We start from the raw sequence: 18,924 nt of genomic DNA on the forward strand, positions 1-18,924 counted from the left end.
TTAAGTAAAGACAAGATAGGGTTTAACTTATCTATATTGATATTGAATGTATTTGAAGATGTACTGCTGTCTAAAGCAGATAACTTTTTTCAGCAATCGGAAAGGGTACGCAAATATGTTGAGAAATATCTTAAAGGAGTAAGATCTGAACGGCCTCGCTTATTTTTGCGCATGTTGCAGATGGCACTGCAGGAACAAAATCCTAATATAGTAAGAACTAAAGGGGAGCCTTTATTAAGGAAGCTAGAGGTTACACCCTTTCCTGGAGATGCTTTTACTGAAATAGAAATTGTACCTTATGAACATTTATGGGATTTTTTTCTGAAGGCGCTAAGCAGTAAATATGATAATAAGGCAAATGATGAGTAGATGGACGAGCTGAGACGTATTGTTTCATTTATAGATAAATATGCTGCTACCTCAAATCCGCTTTTAAGTTTAAGCGATGATAGCACGCTAGAGACAAAGCTATTTAGTTTGCTGAAGCAAGGTAGTATATCATCTGATGTAGAAGCTGCACAAGAGCTATATGGTACTACGAAGATTACTAGTAGTTACAGGATGCTTAAATCCAGGTTCAGAAAGAAGTTATTTAACCAACTTCACTTTTTGAAGTTAACACAAACTGATTTAGCAGCTTTCGAAATAGCAAATTATGAGTGTAAGGTTTTAATGAGCCAGGCGGCCGGCCTTAGAGTCATGTCCGAATACAATCTTTCTATAAAACTACTTGATCAGGCTCTTCAGATAGCTGAGTCGAGCGATATCAACCGACTTAAGATTCATGTATTAGAGGATAAGCAAATGATGCTGTTAGACATGAATGATGATAAGCTGTATGTTGAGTGTGAAGCTTTACTGCAGTCTTATTACACGATTCAGGAATATGAGCGGCAGGCGCTTGGTTTGTATAGCCGAGCAATAATGGCAATAAGAGGCCCTGTTACGGAAAGAGCTAACATAATTAGCAGGCTTTCAAGTACAATAGAACATTTTAAATTACTTGTAGAAAAGTCAACCTCCTCCTATGTTTTTCGATACTACCATATCTTAAGGATAATTTATCTAGAGCAGACGGGACAGTATGCAGAGATAGTAGTTGCAGTTGAACAAGCGGAGAAATTAATTCAAACAAAAAGGCTTAACGAAAAATGGTTTAATTTAAAATATAACAAATTTATTCAAGTATATGCGTTACTTCAGAGTCGCCAATATGATTACGGTTTAAAAGTAGCAGGTGAAAATTTAGCACTATTCAGGAAGTATGAATTTAATTGGTTTTCATACCTGGAAAATTATGTTTTACTAGCCCTGCATAGCAAGAAACATCTACAGGTTGAACAATTACTTCAGGAGGTAACTCAAAATAGACAGTTCGAGAAACTACCCGAAAGTAGCCGGGAACGCTGGGAGCTGTACAGGCGCTACTTTCTGTTGTTGCATAGGTTTTCAGCAGATGCCGAAGAAGTGTCAGAGCCACCAATGGTAATTAAGGAACTGACAGTACTCCCGAAGGATAAGGCGGGATTCAACCTGGCGCTTCTGGTGCTGGATGTGTTTGAGGGATTGTCTAAATCTGACTCTGATGAACTTGAGCTGTATGCCGAACGAGTTCGGAAGTATACCAGCAAGTATCTAAAGGGGGAGAAGGCGCTTAGGTCACGGCTTTTTATGCGTATGCTGCAAATAGCTCTTCAAGACCAGAATTACCAAAAAATAAAGTATCGCGCTGATGCTTTATTGAATCAACTGGAAAATACGCCTCTTCCGGGAGATGCTTTTACAGAAGTAGAGATAGTGCCCTATGAACATTTATGGGAACTGGTGCTGCATCTGTTTAAGCAAAAGTAAAGCTTGTTTATGCTAACATAACAGTGGAGATAGACAGGCCATAAATATTTTTGCTATTTTGCCTGGATGGAAAAAAATAACCCCACCGTTACCCGTGCCTGGTGCTTTTATGACTGGGCCAACTCTGTCTACTCATTAGTAATCACATCTACCATTTTTCCGATATACTTTAGTGCGGTTGCCAGAGGGGCAGATGGTTCTGCTGAGGTTTCTTTTTTAGGCCTGAAGCTGGATAGCTCGGTGCTTTTTACCTATGCTATTTCTGCAGCCTTTTTGATTATTGCCTGCCTAAGCCCTATCCTTACAGCCATAGCCGACTACAGCGGACGAAAAAAACTGTTCTTAAAGCTTTTTTGCTATCTCGGTTCCTTGTCATGTGCGGGTTTGTTTTTCTTCACTAAAGAAACCTTCACTATCTCTGTTATACTGTTCGTGCTGGCTACCATTGGCTACAGCGGCAGTATCGTGTTCTATAACGCTTACCTACCTGAAATTGCAACGGAAGACCAATACGACCGCCTCAGTGCCCACGGTTTTTCTATGGGTTATATAGGGAGTGTCATTCTGCTTGTATTTAACCTCATGATGATTATGCAGCCGACCTGGTTCGGGATTGCAGCGGAAAATACTTCGCTGCCGCCTCGTATCGCTTTTTTATCTACAGGAATATGGTGGTTTGCTTTTGCGCAATACTCCTTTTACCACATGCCTGGTAATGTGTATGGTCGAAAGCCTAAAGGAAGCTGGATTTTGAATGGCTTCAAAGAGTTAAACCATGTGCTTGATCAGGTAAAAGGTTTGCCGCAGCTCAAGCGTTTCTTGCTGGCTTATTTTTTTTACAACATGGGAGTTCAGACGGTTATGTATCTGGCTGCCATTTTTGGGGAGGTTGAGCTAAAACTGGCGAGCGAAGTCCTGATTTTAACAGTGCTTATTATACAATTGGTAGCTATTGCCGGGGCTTATGTGTTTTCAAAGCTATCAGCAAAGTATGGTAATGTGCAGGCACTAATGATAGCGGTTTGCATTTGGATAGGAGTATGTATAGGTGCCTACTTTACTTACGGGGAGTATCAATTTTATGGCTTAGCGACAGTGGTAGGTTCTGTAATGGGAGGTATACAGGCTTTGTCTCGTTCTACATACTCTAAACTAATTCCTGCCACAACTACTGACCACGCCTCCTTTTTTTCCTTTTATGATGTTACTGAAAAGGTTTCTATTGTGTTAGGTACACTGGCATATGGAGCTATAACTCAGGTAACAGGCTCTATGCGGTACAGTATCTTAGCCTTGATTAGCTTCTTCGCATTAGGGCTGGTTTTCCTGTTTATGATGCGAGGGAAAAGTAATCTAGAAGCACATTCTGATCAAGTTATGGTGGCTGGTGTTTGATATCGTATAATCTAAAGCTGAATCATCTTAAATAAGAAAGGCCACTGTAGTAAACAGTGGCCTTTCTTATTTAAGATGATGGAATCAAAAATGATTATTTCTTGTAAACCAGCTTTCCATTTACATACGTGCTTAATACTTGGGTTGCGCGCATTTCTGATGGTTCAACGGTCATTAAATCACGGTCTACAAGTATAAAATCTGCAAACTTGCCTGCTTCTATACTTCCTTTTTCGCCCTCTTCGAAATTAGATTTAGCGGCCCAGATGGTTATACCTCTTAAAGCATCTTCACGGCTTAAGGCGTTTTCCATCTGAAAACCACCTTCAGGATAATTTTTAGCATCTTGCCTGGCTACTGCAGCATGAAAAGTATAAAAAGGATTAATACTCTCTACAGGGAAATCAGAACCTAAGGGAATATAGCCATTCTGCTGCATTAGTTCCTTGAAAGGGTAGGCGTGCTTTGTGCGTTCTTCTCCCAACCTGTCGCCAGCCCAGTACATATCGGAAGTAGCGTGAGTCGGCTGCACAGAGGGAATGATGCTATACTTGCCAAACTTATCCATGTCTGCCGGATTCACAATCTGCGAGTGCTCAATGCGCCAGCGTTTGTCGTTTTTACCTCCAAGCACACTTCCATAAATATCGAGTAGCAGGCGGTTTGCTGAGTCGCCGATCGCATGGGTATTCATCTGGAAGCCATGTTCGTTCAATTCTTTTGCAATATCCCGGAACTCCTGCTCACTTGCCAGTAAAAAGCCGTAATGGCCGGCACGGTCATGGTACGGTTTAATTAGATTGGCACCTCTGGAGCCTAATGCGCCGTCTGCATATACTTTAAATGACCTGACATTTAACCTGTCCGTTTTGTAAGGACCGTTTTTGTAATAATAGTCTTTATTCTCATTCGTCGGGTTTAGCATGGCATATACCCTAATTTTCAAGTCATCTTTCTTGTGCATCTCATCTATCAAATCAATGGTTGATTTGTCAAGACCTGCATCATCAAGCGAGGTAATGCCCACTGCAAACACATTCGCTTCAGCATTTTGGAGAGCCTGGCGCTTTTCAGTTTCAGAAGCATCAGGGATTTTAGCCATTACTCTGTCAACAGCATTGTCAATCAGAATACCGGTCATCTTACCGTCTTTCACCTCTACAAGCCCACCAACCATCTTTGTGTTAGCGGTTAGTCCGGCTAAATCGAGGGCTTTCTGGTTAGCAAGAGCTGCATGTCCGTCAATACGTGTGATGATAACGGGAGTAGCCGGAAATAATTGATCCAACGTGTCTTTGGTAGGGAATTCCTTTACATCCCAATCATTCTGATCCCAGCCACCGCCAGTTACCCACTCCGTATTAGGATACTGTTCACGCTGCTGTGTTACCTTGCGTACTACTTCACTAAAAGAATTCGTGTCTACTAAATCAGCAGACTGCAATGCTAGTCCGTAACGGTAGAAGTGGGAGTGGGCATCAATCAGGCCAGGGTATATCGCTTTACCTTCTGCATTAAGTTCTTCTGTGGCTTTATACTTGCCTCTAATTTCATCTGAAGTGCCTAATGCAATTATCTTTCCGTCTTTCACAGCAAAAGCTTCTGCTGTGTCGAAATTATCGTTTACTGTATAGACGGTGCCGTTATAAACGATAAGATCGGCCGGCTGTGTGCTGGTACAGCCGGTAAAAAGCATACCGCCAAGCAGGAGAGCGGCGGCTAAGGTTCGAAGGGTGTTAGTCATGGTTTTGTTTTGCTGATAGATAGCAGGGTAATAGGTTAGGGTGTAATGCTATCGTGTTTTTAAGGCAATATAGGACAATGTTGGCAAGGCAAAAAATTTGATCGAATCGGGATAAGTACTTTTATAAGATTAGAGCCTGTCTAAACTTTGTTTTTGCAAGCTAAAGCTAAATGGAAAGAGTTTTGACATAGAGGTTTAATAGTTTTAAAGCAGCGCAAAGGATGCATATCACTCAGGTTCTTAGTGTGTATTTAACAAGCTGCAAAACATAGTGCTAACAGGTATACTTCCTTCCAACCTGGAATCAATAAGCAGTATACATTCATAATAAAAGCCGCCATGTACATAGCGGCTTTTATTATGAATGTATACTTGCATTTAACTTAGTCTTTGCCTTGCAATGGTGTGCCAGCTGTAGCAAAATGAATCATACTCTCGCTTTTACACCAATACGGCTTATTCGAAGCGCATATGCTTTACAGATTCCCCTGAGTTGATTAGCTCCAACAGAGAGTCGATGCCGATAGCCAAGTGTTTCTCTACATAGTTGGTGGTAACCAGCTTGTCGCTTTCAGATGTTTTCACACCTTCTGGTATCATAGGGTTGTCAGACACAAGCAGAAGTGCACCATGAGGAATTTCATTGATAAAGCCTACTGTAAAGATAGTGGCCGTTTCCATATCAACTCCCATCGCACGTATGTTGCGGAGGTATTCTTTAAATTCCTCGTCATGTTCCCAAACACGTCGGTTAGTAGTATAAACCGTACCTGTCCAGTAATCCATTTCGTGCTTTTTGATCATAGATGATACGGCACGCTGCAGACGGAAAGACGGAAGTGCCGGTATTTCAGCCGGAAGGTAATCGTCTGAAGTACCTTCTCCTCTGATAGCAGCAATCGGAAGTATAAGATCTCCTATTTGCGTCTTCTTCTTTAAGCCACCGCATTTGCCCAGAAAAAGTGCAGCTTTAGGCTTGATGGCAGAAAGCAGATCCATTACGGTTGCAGCCATCGCACTGCCCATACCAAAGTTGATGATGGTAATATTGTTGGCCGTTGCCGTTTGCATAGGCTTGTCCAGCCCACGTATCTCCACCTCAAACTTATCGGCAAACATTCTTACGTAATTAATGAAATTAGTGAGCAGAATATACTCTCCGAATTCATTCAATGGCACACCTGTGTACCGTGGCAACCAGTCGTTAACGATTTCTTCTTTAGTCTTCATGTGATATCAGTTAGTTAGAGGGTACAAAAAAACCGCCTTGGCAACGCTGCTGCTGGGGCGGAAGTACAAGTTTTAGCTAAATTGCGGCATGGATGCACTAAATCTGCCACCTTTTGACTACAAAGTTACTAAATCTGGCGCTAATTATCTGATTTTTGATATACTTCGACGCAAAAACATAATACTTACTCCCGAAGAGTGGGTTCGGCAGCATTTAGTGCATTACCTGATTAATACGTTAAGTTACCCCAAAAGCCTTATCAGCATAGAGCGTGGTACCAATTATAATAAGTTACAGAAGCGTACAGATTTGTGCGTTTATAACCAGCTCGGCCAGCCGCACCTACTCATAGAATGTAAGGCCGCACATGTGCCCATTACGCAGGAGGTAGTAAAGCAGGTTTCAGTTTATAACCAGACGCTACAGGCTCCTTATGTTGTCATATCCAATGGTATGGATCATTTTTGTTGGCAGGTAGACTTTGATACACGTCAGTATAAACCGCTTCAAGGAATACCGCGATTTGATTCTGAACAAGTATAAGTGATCTTAAGCGATGCTTACTTCTTCCAGAAGTATAGCCTGTTTTCAACCATACTGTTTCGGAAATACTGCACCTGTGCTTTCAGCATTTGCTCTGCTGCAGGGGCAGGGGAGGCAGCTGTTCCAAGTTCCTTTAAAGTATAAAATCGTACTTCATCCCGCATATTTAGCTCCGTTACCGCATCCGGTTGCACCAGGGTATAGGCGTTTCCGTTATAAAATATGGCTTGTCCGTTACGTGTACTATCCAGCAGGGAGTGGCCGAAAGGAAGCAGTTTATCTGTAGGTATGTTCAGGTAGTTAACTACAGTAGCCGGAATATCAACGTGTTGTGCTATTTTAGCGGCACTTATACTTGCGAAGGAATCGGTAGGGTGAAACAGCAGCAGTGGTACACGGTAATGCCCGGGCTCATTTTGATAAGCCGGGTCAATGCTTTTCTGTGTATGATCTGCTGTGATGATGAAGAGCGTGTTTTTGTACCATGCTTGCTTTGCAGCGGTCCTGAAAAACTCGCGTAAAGCGTGGTCTGCGTATCCGATTGACTCATGTATCTCCAGTTCTCCTTTGGGAAAACGGTCTTTATACTTGGCAGGAATAGTGTAAGGCTGGTGTGAGCTAAGTGTAAAAAGCGTTGCCATGAACGGCTTCTGAAACTCCGAAAGTTGCTTCGCTACATACTGTAGGTAAGGGGCATCAAATATACCCCATTGGCCGTCAAAATCACTTTTGCGCAATTCATCCGGGTATTCATCCAGCCCATAGTATGCTTGTAAACCGGCGCGGGTAGCAAAGTTGTTAAAGCCCATCGATCCGTTTGCCGCCCCATGAAACATAGCTGTATTGTAGCCGGCCTGCTGTAGCAGAGTTCCTAAACCGTACAGCTCATTTGATTGGTAAGGGGAGGTAATGAATGGCTCTTCCATTAGCGAAGGCACACCGGCAAGTATAGATGGTAGTGCCTCGATAGATTTGCGCCCGTTAGCAAAGGCATTCTCAAAAAGTAAGCCTTCAGTGGCAAGAGAGTCAAGGAAAGGAGTATAGCCGCGGCCGTTGTTTAGAGCGCCGACATACTCGGCTGCAAAACTTTCCAGAATAATAATGACTACGTTATCGTTTTTCCGCGGCTTGTCAGGGTTCGCATATTGTTGCGGATCAAATTGCAGGGCAGCCAGTAAAGCTGCGTCAGAGTTAAAATAATGCTTCTGCTCCAGCTGTGTTTTCCCAATACCTTTGATAAAAGTAAAAGGGCTGTTAAGGGTGAGGTGCCCCAAGGCAGCAGGCTCCAACACGAAAGCATGATTAGGGCGCAGTGGTTTTAGCTGTAATCCACCGCGTACACCAAAAACAGTAATGCCTGCTATGATGAGCAGACGCAGATAGCGCAGCCATTGTCTTGGCTGCGGAGAGGGAATGGCAGGAGCTGCTGGGTATACCTTGAGCAAGGCAAACAGCAGCAGTACAAACCCGATCAAAACATACCAGTAATAGCTGATTAGTTGGCCCAGTTGCTCTACTACATCGTCAGCAATGGTAAAGACCTCGTTGCTGGAGCGGCGCCCTATAAACTTAAAAAACTCTATATCAACCAGGGCGAGGGCAAGAAAAGGAGCATTGCAAAGTATAAATACCCACTTAAGCACCTGTTGGTAGCGCTGATGCAGTATGTTGCCTACAGGAGATACCGAAAGCAATATAAACAAGCTGTTGAAAGCAAGTATGGCAGCCACATCAAACCGAATGCCGTGTATAAATGCTAGTACAGTTTCAGTAAAGCCAGCCTCAGCAAATGCACTATAATTGAACAGGTAGAAAAGCAGGCGCAGCACCATGTAAATGCAAAGCATCAGGCCAAGGCGGCGCAGCAATAAGAAAAAGGAAGAATCAAACATAAATGTTCTATTCTAAATGTAATCAGAAAAGAATGGGGCAAAGGTAGGAGCGCGGTCGCCGCAAAAACAAGGGCGCCTTTCTGATAGATCAAAAAGGCGCCCCTTAAAATTTATAGTTGCTATTATAGCACGTTCTCAGCAGGAACAAACTCCAGACCAAACGCCTCGGCAACGCCTTGGTAAACTACTTTACCTTGTACCACATTCAGGCCTTTCAATAGCTCTGCACTTTCGGCACATGCTTTCTTCCAGCCTTTGTTGGCCAGCTGAAGTGCGTAAGGCAGTGTTGCATTTGTAAGGGCTAGTGTAGAAGTATATGGAACTGCACCAGGCATGTTGGCTACACAGTAATGCACTACATCATCAATAATGTAAGTAGGATCCTGGTGTGTTGTCGGCTTGCACGTTTCAATACAACCACCTTGGTCTACGGCTACGTCCACCAATACAGTACCTGGGCGCATTTCCTTCAGCATGTCTCTCGTGATCAGGTGAGGAGCTTTTGCACCAGGGATAAGTACGGCACCAACGATCAAATCGTGTGTAGAAAGCAGCTCGCGAATGTTGTACTCATTAGACATGAAAGTGTTCACGTTGGCCGGCATGATATCATCCAGGTAGCGCAGGCGCTGCAGGTTATTATCCATAATGGTCACGTCGGCACCCATACCAGCAGCCATTTTAGCAGCGTTAGTACCTACCACACCACCACCAAGAATCAATACCTTAGCAGGACGTACACCTGGTACACCACCCAACAGAATACCGCGTCCACCCATCGGTTTCTCCAGGTATTTGGCGCCTTCCTGTATCGACATACGGCCGGCTACTTCAGACATAGGTACGAGCAGTGGCAATGATCTATCCGCTTTCTCTACCGTTTCGTAAGCAAGGCAAACAGCCTTACGCTCGATCATGGCATGCGTAAGCGGTTCGTAAGATGCAAAGTGAAAATACGTAAACAGCAGTTGGTCTTCCTTGATCAGGTTATACTCAGACTCAATAGGCTCTTTAACTTTGATGATCATCTCTGCAATACCATATACTTCCTCTATGGTAGGAAGTATAGTAGCACCTACACCAATGTAGTCGTCATCAAAAAATCCGCTGCCTTCACCGGCTGTTGATTGTACGTATACGGTGTGGCCATTACGCACCAATTCAATCACACCCGCAGGCGTAACGCCTACACGGTTTTCGTTATTCTTGATCTCCTTCGGAACACCAATTATCATACTGCGATTAGTTTAAAATGAACAAGTCTTTAAGTTTAGCTGCGCAAATATACCACAACAAAACAGAAATAAAATACTTTCTATATAATGCAGTTTTGGAGGCCATGCCAGAGATATTAATTAAGCAAAACCGGTACAATTAAAGAGAGAGTGTTGCTGTGATGCTGAAGGGATTAAAATGAAAAATGGCAGTGATAAAATCACTGCCATTAGTACAAAATAAAACTATGAAAAAAACTATCTGAAAGGTACTGGCTAATTGCCTTCCCTTAACATATTTTTTGATGCCGTGCCTTCTGTAACCTCTGCTTTTAGCGTCAGTTTGATGCTTGGCATAATGATATCATTTGATAAGACTGTCACTATCTCCTTTTGCTGAGATAACATAGCAGGAACATACGTTAGTTCCAGTGTTGCTACTTCTCCAGCTTTTAATTCAGGTACTGAAGTACGGTAGCTAATACAATTACAGGCGCTCTTTACACCTTGTATAATCAATGGCTGCCTGCCGTTGTTTCGGATCCGGAATTTAGCTACAGCTTTTTGTCCTTTTTCAAGTTTTCCGAAGTTGTAGTTTGTGCTTCCGATTGCCAAACGCGGTGATAATGCCTTTTGTTCCGAAGTATAACTTAAATTTAAATCTTTCGGGCCAACCTCACCTTTAATGTACAATAATTTACTCGGAGTAGCAGCATTGGAGGTAACAACAATAGATTTGTTGAAAGCGCCTGGACGTCCGGTGCTATTATACTCCGCTTTAATCATGCCAATTTTTCCTGGCATGAGCGGTTCTTTTGTCCAGGTTGGAGTGGTACAGCCACACGATGGCTGCACATCAGAAATAATTACAGGCTGAGTTCCCACATTCTTTACCCGAAACACGTAAGAAGCCTGAGTGCCCTCGGCAATGGTTCCGAAGTCGTGGGTCTCTTTCTCAAACAGCAGCTCACCTTGTGCTTTAGCCGTAAAGCACACCATTACAAGGCATAGCAGCGTTAAGAAGTATAGCTTTTTAGTCATAATGAAATAGGAAGCGGAATTCAACTAAACATGCTCTGTTATCAGAAGAGCAAAACAAATATACAAAAATCTTATTTCCAACATAGGGTTTCCAATTCTGTGCCAGATTTACAGCAGAACCGCCCAAATTTGAATTTAGGTGAATGTTCTGTACTTTTGATCAGAAAAACTCAATTTGGTTTAACCGAGAAAACATGCAGACTGCTGAAGTATCTACTAATCAAAAACTAACAGCTGAAGAAATACTAAACGACTACCGGATCGGGTGGGAAAGCCGACAGGCCAGCCTCACGGGCCGCAAGGAGGTGTTCATGGGTAAAGCCAAGTTCGGCATCTTCGGAGATGGTAAAGAGGTGGCGCAATTGGCTATGGCTAAGTATTTTATGCCTGGCGACTGGCGCTCGGGCTACTACCGCGATCAAACCTTTATGTTTGCGGTAGGGGAGCTAACCTTACAGCAATACTTTGCACAACTATATGCTCATACCGATGTAGAAGCAGAGCCTTCTACGGCTGGGCGTGCCATGAACGGGCACTTTGGTACCCGCTCTTTAGATGATGAAGGCAACTGGAAAAACCTGATGGAGCAGAAAAACTCCAGCTCAGATATTTCTCCTACTGCCGCTCAAATGCCACGTTTGGTGGGGCTGGCGTATGCTTCAAAGCTTTATCGCCAGAACCCAAATCTCCAAAATCTGAAAAGCTTTTCCCTGAATGGGAATGAGGTAGCCTTTGGCACCATCGGTAATGCCTCTACTTCAGAGGGAATGTTCTTCGAGGCAATCAATGCAGGCGGTGTACTGCAAATACCGATGCTGGTTTCTGTTTGGGACGATGGATACGGTATTTCTGTGCCAGCCGAATACCAGACTACGAAAGGAAGTATATCAGAGATCCTGGCTGGCTTCCAGCGCAACGCGCAGGACGAGCAGGGATACGAAATTTTTAAAGTAAAGGGGTGGGATTACGCCGCTCTTTGCGAAACCTACGAAGCAGCGGTGCGTGTCTGCCGCGAGCAGCATGTGCCTGTGCTTATACATGTGGAGGAAGTAACACAGCCACAAGGCCACTCTACTTCCGGATCGCATGAGCGTTACAAATCTAAAGAACGCCTGGATTGGGAAGCAGAACACGATTGCCTTCTGAAAATGCGCGCCTGGATTCTGGAGAATGAAATTGCTACCGAAGATCAGCTTACTGAAATTGAGTCAGGAGCCAAAGAAGCCGTTAAAGCTGCGCGAAGTAATGCCTGGAATGCTTTTTCCAATGCTATCAAAGAAGATCATGACGAAGCGCTGCGCCTGCTGGACAATATGGCTGCCGCCAGTAACCACATCACAGAGGTAGCTACGATTACAGAAGAACTCCGTAAAACCTCAAGCCCTATTCGCAGCGATGCAGTTAGAGCTATTCGCAAAGCCTTGCGCTATGTGCGCGACGAGCAGAATCAGGCTAAGCGCGAATTAGTAGGATGGCTGGAGCAAACCCTGGGCGAAAGTTCAGACCGCTTTAACTCTTACCTGTTCAGTCAGTCTGAAGAATCGGCGCTGCAGGTAGAAGAGGTAAAGGCCGTATTCGACGAAAACTCTCCGGTTGTTGACGGAAGAGAAGTGCTACAGGCCTGCTTTGATGCCATGCTGGCCCGTGACCCGCGTGTTTTCGCTATAGGCGAGGATGTTGGGTTTATTGGTGACGTGAATCAGGCTTTTGCCGGCCTGCAGGAGAAGTATGGCGAGTTGCGTGTAACGGATACAGGCATCCGTGAGTGTACTATCATAGGGCAGGGAATTGGTGCAGCTTTGCGCGGTCTGCGCCCTATCACAGAAATACAGTACCTGGATTACCTGCTGTATGCTATTCAGATTCTGTCTGATGATTTAGCGAGTTTACAGTATCGCACCAAAGGAGGGCAGAAGGCGCCACTCATAGTGCGTACCCGTGGTCACCGCCTGGAAGGAATCTGGCATTCCGGCTCACCTATGGGTATGATATTGCACAGTATACGTGGTATGCACGTGCTGGTGCCTCGCGATATGACACAGGCAGCTGGGTTCTATAATACCTTATTAAAAGCTGATGAGCCAGCCTTGGTAATCGAGCCTTTGAACGGTTATCGTTTAAAAGAGCGTATTCCAAACAACGTAGCCGAGTTTACAGTGCCGCTTGGCAAGCCAGAGGTGCTTCGGGAGGGGACTGATATCACAGTGGTTACCTATGGCTCTATGTGCCGTATTGTAATGGATGCTGCAAAGCAACTGGAGGAGTTTGGTATATCCGTTGAAGTGATAGACGTTCAGACCTTACTGCCTTTCGACGTTGATCACATGATCTTGGATTCTATCCGCAAAACCAACCGTGTATTGTTTGCTGATGAAGACGTGCCAGGAGGTGCTTCTGCCTATATGATGCAGCAGGTGGTGGATGAGCAGGGTGCCTGGAGATGGTTGGATTCTAAGCCTGCCTGTATTTCTGCCCAGGCGCATCGTCCGGCTTATTCATCTGACGGAGACTATTTTTCTAAGCCAAATTCAGAAGACGTTTTCGAAACAATATACCAGATCATGCGCGAAGCTGATCCAAAGGCTTACTCGGTAATTTACTAAAGGATAGCCCTAAAGTATAGAATAGCAAAAGCCCCTGCCGAAGTATCGGCAGGGGCTTTTGCTATTCTATACTTGTAAAGAAGCGGTATTGTATATTTTAAGAGAAGTTTCAATCAAAAAACGATCTCTGTGCTTTCAAAAGAAATTTATCTACCCTGTCCCTGGTACAGCACAATATCATCGGTATAGACAGTGTTACTTTTGTTCAAGGCCCGGTCATACAGGTATACTTCAAAACGAATGGTGTCTCCGGCAGGGTAAACTAAAGTTGAAAAACTGCCAATCATAAATTTTATTTCTCCTTCCAGTGTTTCTGGCTTATCATCGTTGGAGAGTCTCGGAAAGCGCCCGCTAATGGTCAGTGGGCTAGAAATGTAATTGTTCCCGCGCTTAATTTGCAGGTTTGCAAAGAAGTTGTCATAATAGGGTGAACCCCTCTCAAATGGTCCTTCAAAGTCAGGCCCTTCCTGCTTTCCATTTACTCCTCTGCTTAAACCAAGATTGCCGTCACCATCCTGAAAATCAACAACAATGTAAAGCGTATCTTGGTAAGTTTTGTCAACTAGATAAGTGAATTGCTCCACCCGGTCAAAGGTGATCTCCGGAACATCGCTGTAGTTGGGCTCTTTGCGGCAACCACCAACAATGATAGCTAGCACCAGCAGTATGGTGCTATACTTTAGCATGTATTTCATGTATAGTGTCAGAAAATGAAGCTAAATTTACTAATTCAAACGCAGGAAATATAGGAATTGTTGTATCAAATGGATTTTAAAACGCAGCATATTACGCTTTTAAATCAAAAAGCTTCTTTTGATTTCGATATTGCAGCCCTCACGCTCTTTCGTTTCCAGGCGGAGCACAACCTGGTTTACAAAAATTATTTGCATCACCTCCGTATTGATCCACAAGATGTGCAGGCGCTGGAACAAATTCCTTTCCTGCCCATCGAGTTTTTTAAGGAGCAGGAGGTGAAAACGGGTGCATTTAACGCTGAGGCTGTGTTTTACAGTAGCGGAACTACTATGCAGGCACGTAGCCGCCATTTTGTTTCTGATTTAAATTTGTATCACCAGGTTTCAGAGCGCATTTTTGAGCATTTCTATGGTTCCCTGCAGGATTATGTCGTTCTGGCGCTTCTGCCTTCTTACCTGGAGCAGGGTGGTTCTTCGCTTGTGGCGATGGTTGACTATTTCGTGAAACGCACAGCCCAGCAGGAGGAAGGCTTTTACCTGCATAACCATGTACAGCTACTGCAAAATATGCGACAGGCGCATAGCAGAGGCAAAAAAGTGCTGCTGATGGGCGTGTCCTTCGCTTTGCTGGATCTGGCAGATGAGCTAAAGGGGCAGGAGGACTTTTCAGGTGTATCGGTAATGGAAACGGGTGGCATGAAAGGCCGGCGGCGTGAAATGATTCGGGAGGAGTTGCATGCGCAGCTACAGCATGGTTTAGGGGTAGAACACATTCATTCAGAATATGGCATGACGGAACTGCTCTCACAAGGCTATTCCAAAGGAGAGGGCATTTTCTGGCCCGGCTACTCTATGCGCATACTGCTCCGCGACTTAAACGATCCGTTCGATATCCGCAGCACTCTCCGGAGCGGGGGTATAAATGTGATTGATCTGGCAAATGTTGACTCCTGTGCTTTTATAGAAACCAAGGATATTGGTCGGCTGCACAGCGACGGGAGTTTTGAGGTATTGGGCCGCTTTGATAATTCTGATATCAGAGGATGTAATTTGCTGGTGAGTTAACACATCTTTACTGCTGTAGATGCGTTAAAGACTGCCATGGGATATATCGCTTTTTTTGCTTTTGTAGCAGGCATGTGCCTGCTTTTTTATAGATGGGCCACCCGTAAAACCAGAAAGCGCAAAGAAGTGCTGCAGCAGGAGTTTCCGGCAGAATGGCGTAAGATACTGTTGGATCGTGTCGGTTTTTATCATACCCTGAAAACAGATGAAGACAAAGCACGCTTTGAGAAAATGCTACAACTGTTTCTTTCAGAGAAAAGGGTTACAGGTATTGATGTTCAGGTAGATGATCTTACCAAAGTATTAGTGGCTTCCAGTGCCATCATTCCGATTTTTGGCTTCCGCGACTGGGAGTACCGTAATCTGGGCGAGGTGCTGGTGTTTCCGGGGAGCATCAAGAAGTATAAAGATGAGAAAAGCGAGGCTGTCAGCGAGGTGCTGGGGCGCGTGAATCCTTTTCAGAACGACCACTACGTAACACTATCTAAACCGGCCTTAGAGCAAGGGTTTAATGATATGGCTGACCGCAAAAATGTTGGCATACATGAGTTCGCGCACATGCTGGATCAGGCAGACGGTGAAATAGACGGAATACCGGCTGCTTACTTACCTGATGAATTGATTGAACCGTGGCAAAAGCTGATGTACCGCGAAATCAAGAAAATTGAGCAGGGCGAGTCGGACATCAACAGCTATGGCGCTACCAGCGAAGCCGAGTTTTTTGCCGTAGTTACAGAATACTTCTTTGAAAAGCCGGGGCAACTGGCCGAAAAGCACCCCAAGCTGTATGAACTGCTCACTAAGGTTTTTGATCAGAACCCCAAGCGTCGCTTCCGCCTTAACTTTAAAGATTTACTAAACCCGTTCGGAAAACGCATCAGGCGCAACGAACCGTGCCCTTGCGGCAGCGGACTAAAGTACAAGCAATGCTGCAGGTTAAAAAGAAGCCGCTAATCTAAGAAGATCAGCGGCTAAACATTTCACTCTTTGTTTAGATAGGGCGGGCGTACGCCTTTGCGTCATCCGCAGTGATTTCTGCTCCGCTCATAATTACAAGCCGCTCTACCACGTTTCGCAGTTCCCGCACATTGCCACGCCAATCAAGGTCTTGCAGGTAAGTAATCGCGTCTGCTGAAATAGTCTTTGGCTTATTGCCATAGTCGTTGGCTATGTCGTTCAGGAACTTCTGCACCAGGTCTGGTATATCTTCTCTACGGTCGTTCAGAGGCGGCACATGTATTAGTATAACGCCCAGGCGGTGATACAAATCTTCTCTGAAGTTTCGTTGTTCAATTTCCTCCAGCAGGTTTTTGTTGGTGGCAGCTACAACGCGTACATCCACCTTAATATCTTTGTCGCCGCCAACGCGCGTAATTTTGTGCTCCTGTAGTGCCCGCAATACCTTTGCCTGTGCCGAAAGGCTCATGTCACCTATCTCATCCAGAAAAAGCGTTCCTCCGTCAGCCTGCTCGAATTTGCCGATTCGCTGCTTTACGGCAGAAGTAAAAGAGCCTTTCTCATGGCCGAACAATTCACTCTCGATGAGTTCTCCGGGAATGGCAGCACAGTTAACTTCCACCAAAGGACCTACGCTCCGGTTGCTTTGCTCATGTATGGCACGTGCTACCAGTTCTTTGCCAGATCCGTTAGGGCCGGTTATCAGAACACGTGCATCGGTAGGGGCGACTTTCTCAATAGACTGCTTTACACGCGAAAGTGCCGGAGATGTGCCTACCATCTCATATGTTTTAGAGATTTTCTTTTTAAGGATTTTAGTCTCCGTTACAAGCGTAGACTTGTCTAAGGCATTGCGTACTGTAACCAGCAAACGGTTCAGATCAGGCGGCTTCTGCAGAAAATCATAAGCTCCTTTCTTTGTGGCCTCCACGGCTGTATCTATGGTGCCGTGAGCGGATATCATGATAAAAGAGGAGTCAGGCGAAAACTCCATGGCCTTCTCCAGTACTTCAATTCCATCCATGCCGGGCATTTTAATGTCGCAGAGTACAGCGTCGTACTTCGCTTTGCCAAGTAGTTGCAGGCCTTTCTCGCCATCCTCCGCTTCATCTACAGTATAGTTCTCAAACTCCAGAATTTCCTTTAGGGTGCTTCGGATAGCCCTTTCGTCGTCGATTATTAGTATCTTGGGCATAGGTTTATTTTGTCAGGTTAAGTATACTTATTTATGGACCACTTGTCAAGATGGTTGCTGCACTTTTACGGAGACAGGCAAAAGTAGATAGCTTTTTGCTAAATGCAGTATAGCTGTTCTGACTTTACCAAACGTATAGTTTATAGCGAAAGGCTCCTAAACTAACATATTTGCTTTACGTTTGATAGTATCCTTATATAAGCCTAAAACATATTTTAAACAATAATTCATACATACGCCTTGGCTGATAAAGTATCCACCATCGAAGCTGCACCTTATAAGTATCCTGCCTCCATTATTCCTGATAACGATAAAGGGCGCCTGCATGCTCTGTACCGTTATGAGATACTTGATTCACCACCGGAGCCATTCTTTGAGAAGGTAACGCGCTTAGCAGCAAAACTCCTGCATGTGCCCAGTGCTTTCGTATCCTTGGTAGATCAGGACAGAGTGTGGTATAAATCAAACTATAGCTCTTTGGATGTTCCTTGTGTGGATCGAAAAGACAGCCTTTGCTCTCTTACAGTCATAAATGATCAGGACTTAACTGTTTTTGAAGATACACATCTTGTTCCGGAGCTTCTCAGCAGCCCATACGTTGACTGCGAAGGAGGTATTCGATTTTATGCCGGAGCCCCGCTTGTTACGCATGATGGGTATAACTTAGGAACCTTGTGTGTGGTGAGCAATGCGCCCAGGCAATTATCAGATGATGAGAAAGAGACGCTGCGTGGTCTGGCTAGCCTGGTAATGGAGCATATAGAAATGCGTGCAATGGCCCGTAAAGCAGTGCGCAGGCATGATGAACTGCATACGGGTGTGATGGTCGGCATTGATGTTCCACTGAAGAAGCAGGTAGAGCTGCTGCAGGAGGCCAAAAAAGTGCCAAGGCCTGTACATATCATCAACAAAACGCAAAGTATAGCAAACGCCGTTTTAACTACTACTGCTAATCTATTGTACGAATCAGGGCATGAGGAAAAGCAGGTGCTTCCGCAGCGTGAGCTTGTTTCGATAGCAGACATCGCTAAAGATGTTGCCAATACGTATGAGGCAACTGTGGAGGCTAAAAATCAGGAGCTGTTCTTTTCAGTAGCTAGCCGCCGTGAGATGCACGTTGACCCTAAATTGTTGCATAAAGCGTTTGCCCTGCTTGTAGAGCACCTGATCAAATATACATTACCGAAAAGCTCTATCGCTATTGATGTGTTTGAGGATGATGGGAAATTCAGGGTAGAGGTAAGCAATGAAGATTCCTCATTGACTGAGCCAGATCTAGTGAAAATGTTTTATAAGTATGCTGCATTGTCCGGAAAGGCAACAGGTAACGAAAACTCTACAGGGCTCGAATTAGCGCAGGCGAAAGAAATAGTGGAGAGCCACGGAGGTAAAGTATGGGCTGAGGCAACAAGTCACAGATCGGCGACCAAAATTATCGTTGAGTTTCCAGTAGATTAATTTATGTTGACAACTAATAGAATGCGCTGTCTTTAGCCAT

General features: G+C 44.5%; 14 protein-coding genes and 1 pseudogene. 8 read left to right on the forward strand and 7 right to left on the reverse strand.

Annotation, left to right across the window (positions count from 1 at the left end; genetic code table 11):
- The 3 genes and pseudogenes from ACFQ2O_RS04640 to ACFQ2O_RS04650 all read left to right on the forward strand — a co-directional run.
- Nucleotides 1-369: pseudogene (locus ACFQ2O_RS04640) on the forward strand (hypothetical protein); the annotation flags it as partial.
- Nucleotides 370-1,851: a hypothetical protein gene (locus tag ACFQ2O_RS04645; RefSeq protein ID WP_377523246.1), complete on the forward strand. Its 1,482-nt coding sequence runs from the start codon at nucleotides 370-372 to the stop codon at nucleotides 1,849-1,851. It abuts the pseudogene before it with no gap.
- A 66-nt stretch (nucleotides 1,852-1,917) separates the two neighbouring features.
- Nucleotides 1,918-3,246, forward strand: a complete 1,329-nt coding sequence (locus ACFQ2O_RS04650; RefSeq protein ID WP_377523247.1) for an MFS transporter — start codon at nucleotides 1,918-1,920, stop codon at nucleotides 3,244-3,246.
- Between the two features lie 94 nt (nucleotides 3,247-3,340).
- On the opposite strand, the gene ACFQ2O_RS04655 is transcribed toward ACFQ2O_RS04650, so the two are convergent.
- Nucleotides 3,341-4,990, reverse strand: coding sequence for an amidohydrolase (locus ACFQ2O_RS04655; RefSeq protein ID WP_377523248.1), 1,650 nt, complete (start codon nucleotides 4,988-4,990; stop codon nucleotides 3,341-3,343).
- 456 nt (nucleotides 4,991-5,446) lie between these two features.
- On the reverse strand, nucleotides 5,447-6,220 hold the full coding sequence (locus tag ACFQ2O_RS04660; protein WP_377523249.1) for an AMP nucleosidase: 774 nt from the start codon (nucleotides 6,218-6,220) through the stop codon (nucleotides 5,447-5,449).
- 88 nt (nucleotides 6,221-6,308) lie between these two features.
- Here ACFQ2O_RS04660 and ACFQ2O_RS04665 point away from each other — a divergent pair, with 88 nt between their 5' ends.
- Complete coding sequence (locus ACFQ2O_RS04665; RefSeq protein WP_377523250.1) at nucleotides 6,309-6,764, forward strand: type I restriction enzyme HsdR N-terminal domain-containing protein; 456 nt, start codon at nucleotides 6,309-6,311, stop codon at nucleotides 6,762-6,764.
- Between the two features lie 17 nt (nucleotides 6,765-6,781).
- Here the strand turns inward: ACFQ2O_RS04665 and ACFQ2O_RS04670 are convergent, their stop codons facing one another.
- The 3 genes from ACFQ2O_RS04670 to ACFQ2O_RS04680 form a co-directional block, all read right to left on the reverse strand.
- Entirely contained in the window at nucleotides 6,782-8,656 is a 1,875-nt protein-coding gene (locus ACFQ2O_RS04670; protein ID WP_377523251.1) for an LTA synthase family protein, read from the reverse strand.
- A 122-nt stretch (nucleotides 8,657-8,778) separates the two neighbouring features.
- Nucleotides 8,779-9,891, reverse strand: coding sequence for an alanine dehydrogenase (ald, locus tag ACFQ2O_RS04675; protein ID WP_377523252.1), 1,113 nt, complete (start codon nucleotides 9,889-9,891; stop codon nucleotides 8,779-8,781).
- A gap of 255 nt (nucleotides 9,892-10,146) precedes the next feature.
- A complete protein-coding gene (locus ACFQ2O_RS04680; protein ID WP_377523253.1) occupies nucleotides 10,147-10,911 on the reverse strand; it encodes a DUF1573 domain-containing protein in 765 nt (254 codons plus the stop codon).
- Between the two features lie 194 nt (nucleotides 10,912-11,105).
- On the opposite strand from ACFQ2O_RS04680, the gene ACFQ2O_RS04685 reads away from it, so the two are divergent.
- Entirely contained in the window at nucleotides 11,106-13,514 is a 2,409-nt protein-coding gene (locus tag ACFQ2O_RS04685) for an alpha-ketoacid dehydrogenase subunit alpha/beta (protein ID WP_377523254.1), read from the forward strand.
- 146 nt (nucleotides 13,515-13,660) lie between these two features.
- On the opposite strand, the gene ACFQ2O_RS04690 is transcribed toward ACFQ2O_RS04685, so the two are convergent.
- Nucleotides 13,661-14,209, reverse strand: coding sequence for a hypothetical protein (locus ACFQ2O_RS04690; protein WP_377523255.1), 549 nt, complete (start codon nucleotides 14,207-14,209; stop codon nucleotides 13,661-13,663).
- A 69-nt stretch (nucleotides 14,210-14,278) separates the two neighbouring features.
- Between ACFQ2O_RS04690 and ACFQ2O_RS04695 the strand changes: the two genes are divergently transcribed.
- Both ACFQ2O_RS04695 and ACFQ2O_RS04700 read left to right on the forward strand, forming a co-directional pair.
- Entirely contained in the window at nucleotides 14,279-15,274 is a 996-nt protein-coding gene (locus tag ACFQ2O_RS04695; protein WP_377523256.1) for an acyl transferase, read from the forward strand.
- A gap of 36 nt (nucleotides 15,275-15,310) precedes the next feature.
- The gene (locus tag ACFQ2O_RS04700) at nucleotides 15,311-16,228 is read left to right on the forward strand and encodes a M90 family metallopeptidase (RefSeq protein ID WP_377523257.1); all 918 of its coding nucleotides are present in this window, start codon (nucleotides 15,311-15,313) and stop codon (nucleotides 16,226-16,228) included.
- A 37-nt stretch (nucleotides 16,229-16,265) separates the two neighbouring features.
- Here ACFQ2O_RS04700 and ACFQ2O_RS04705 read toward each other — a convergent pair whose 3' ends face one another.
- A complete protein-coding gene (locus tag ACFQ2O_RS04705) occupies nucleotides 16,266-17,426 on the reverse strand; it encodes a sigma-54-dependent transcriptional regulator (protein ID WP_377523258.1) in 1,161 nt (386 codons plus the stop codon).
- 240 nt (nucleotides 17,427-17,666) lie between these two features.
- Here ACFQ2O_RS04705 and ACFQ2O_RS04710 point away from each other — a divergent pair, with 240 nt between their 5' ends.
- Nucleotides 17,667-18,884 (forward strand): GAF domain-containing sensor histidine kinase, encoded by a 1,218-nt coding sequence (locus ACFQ2O_RS04710; RefSeq protein ID WP_377523259.1) that lies wholly within the window; start codon nucleotides 17,667-17,669, stop codon nucleotides 18,882-18,884.
- Nucleotides 18,885-18,924: the final 40 nt, after the last annotated feature.

The sequence above is a fragment of the Pontibacter rugosus genome, assembly GCF_042678745.1.
GTDB lineage: Bacteria > Bacteroidota > Bacteroidia > Cytophagales > Hymenobacteraceae > Pontibacter > Pontibacter rugosus.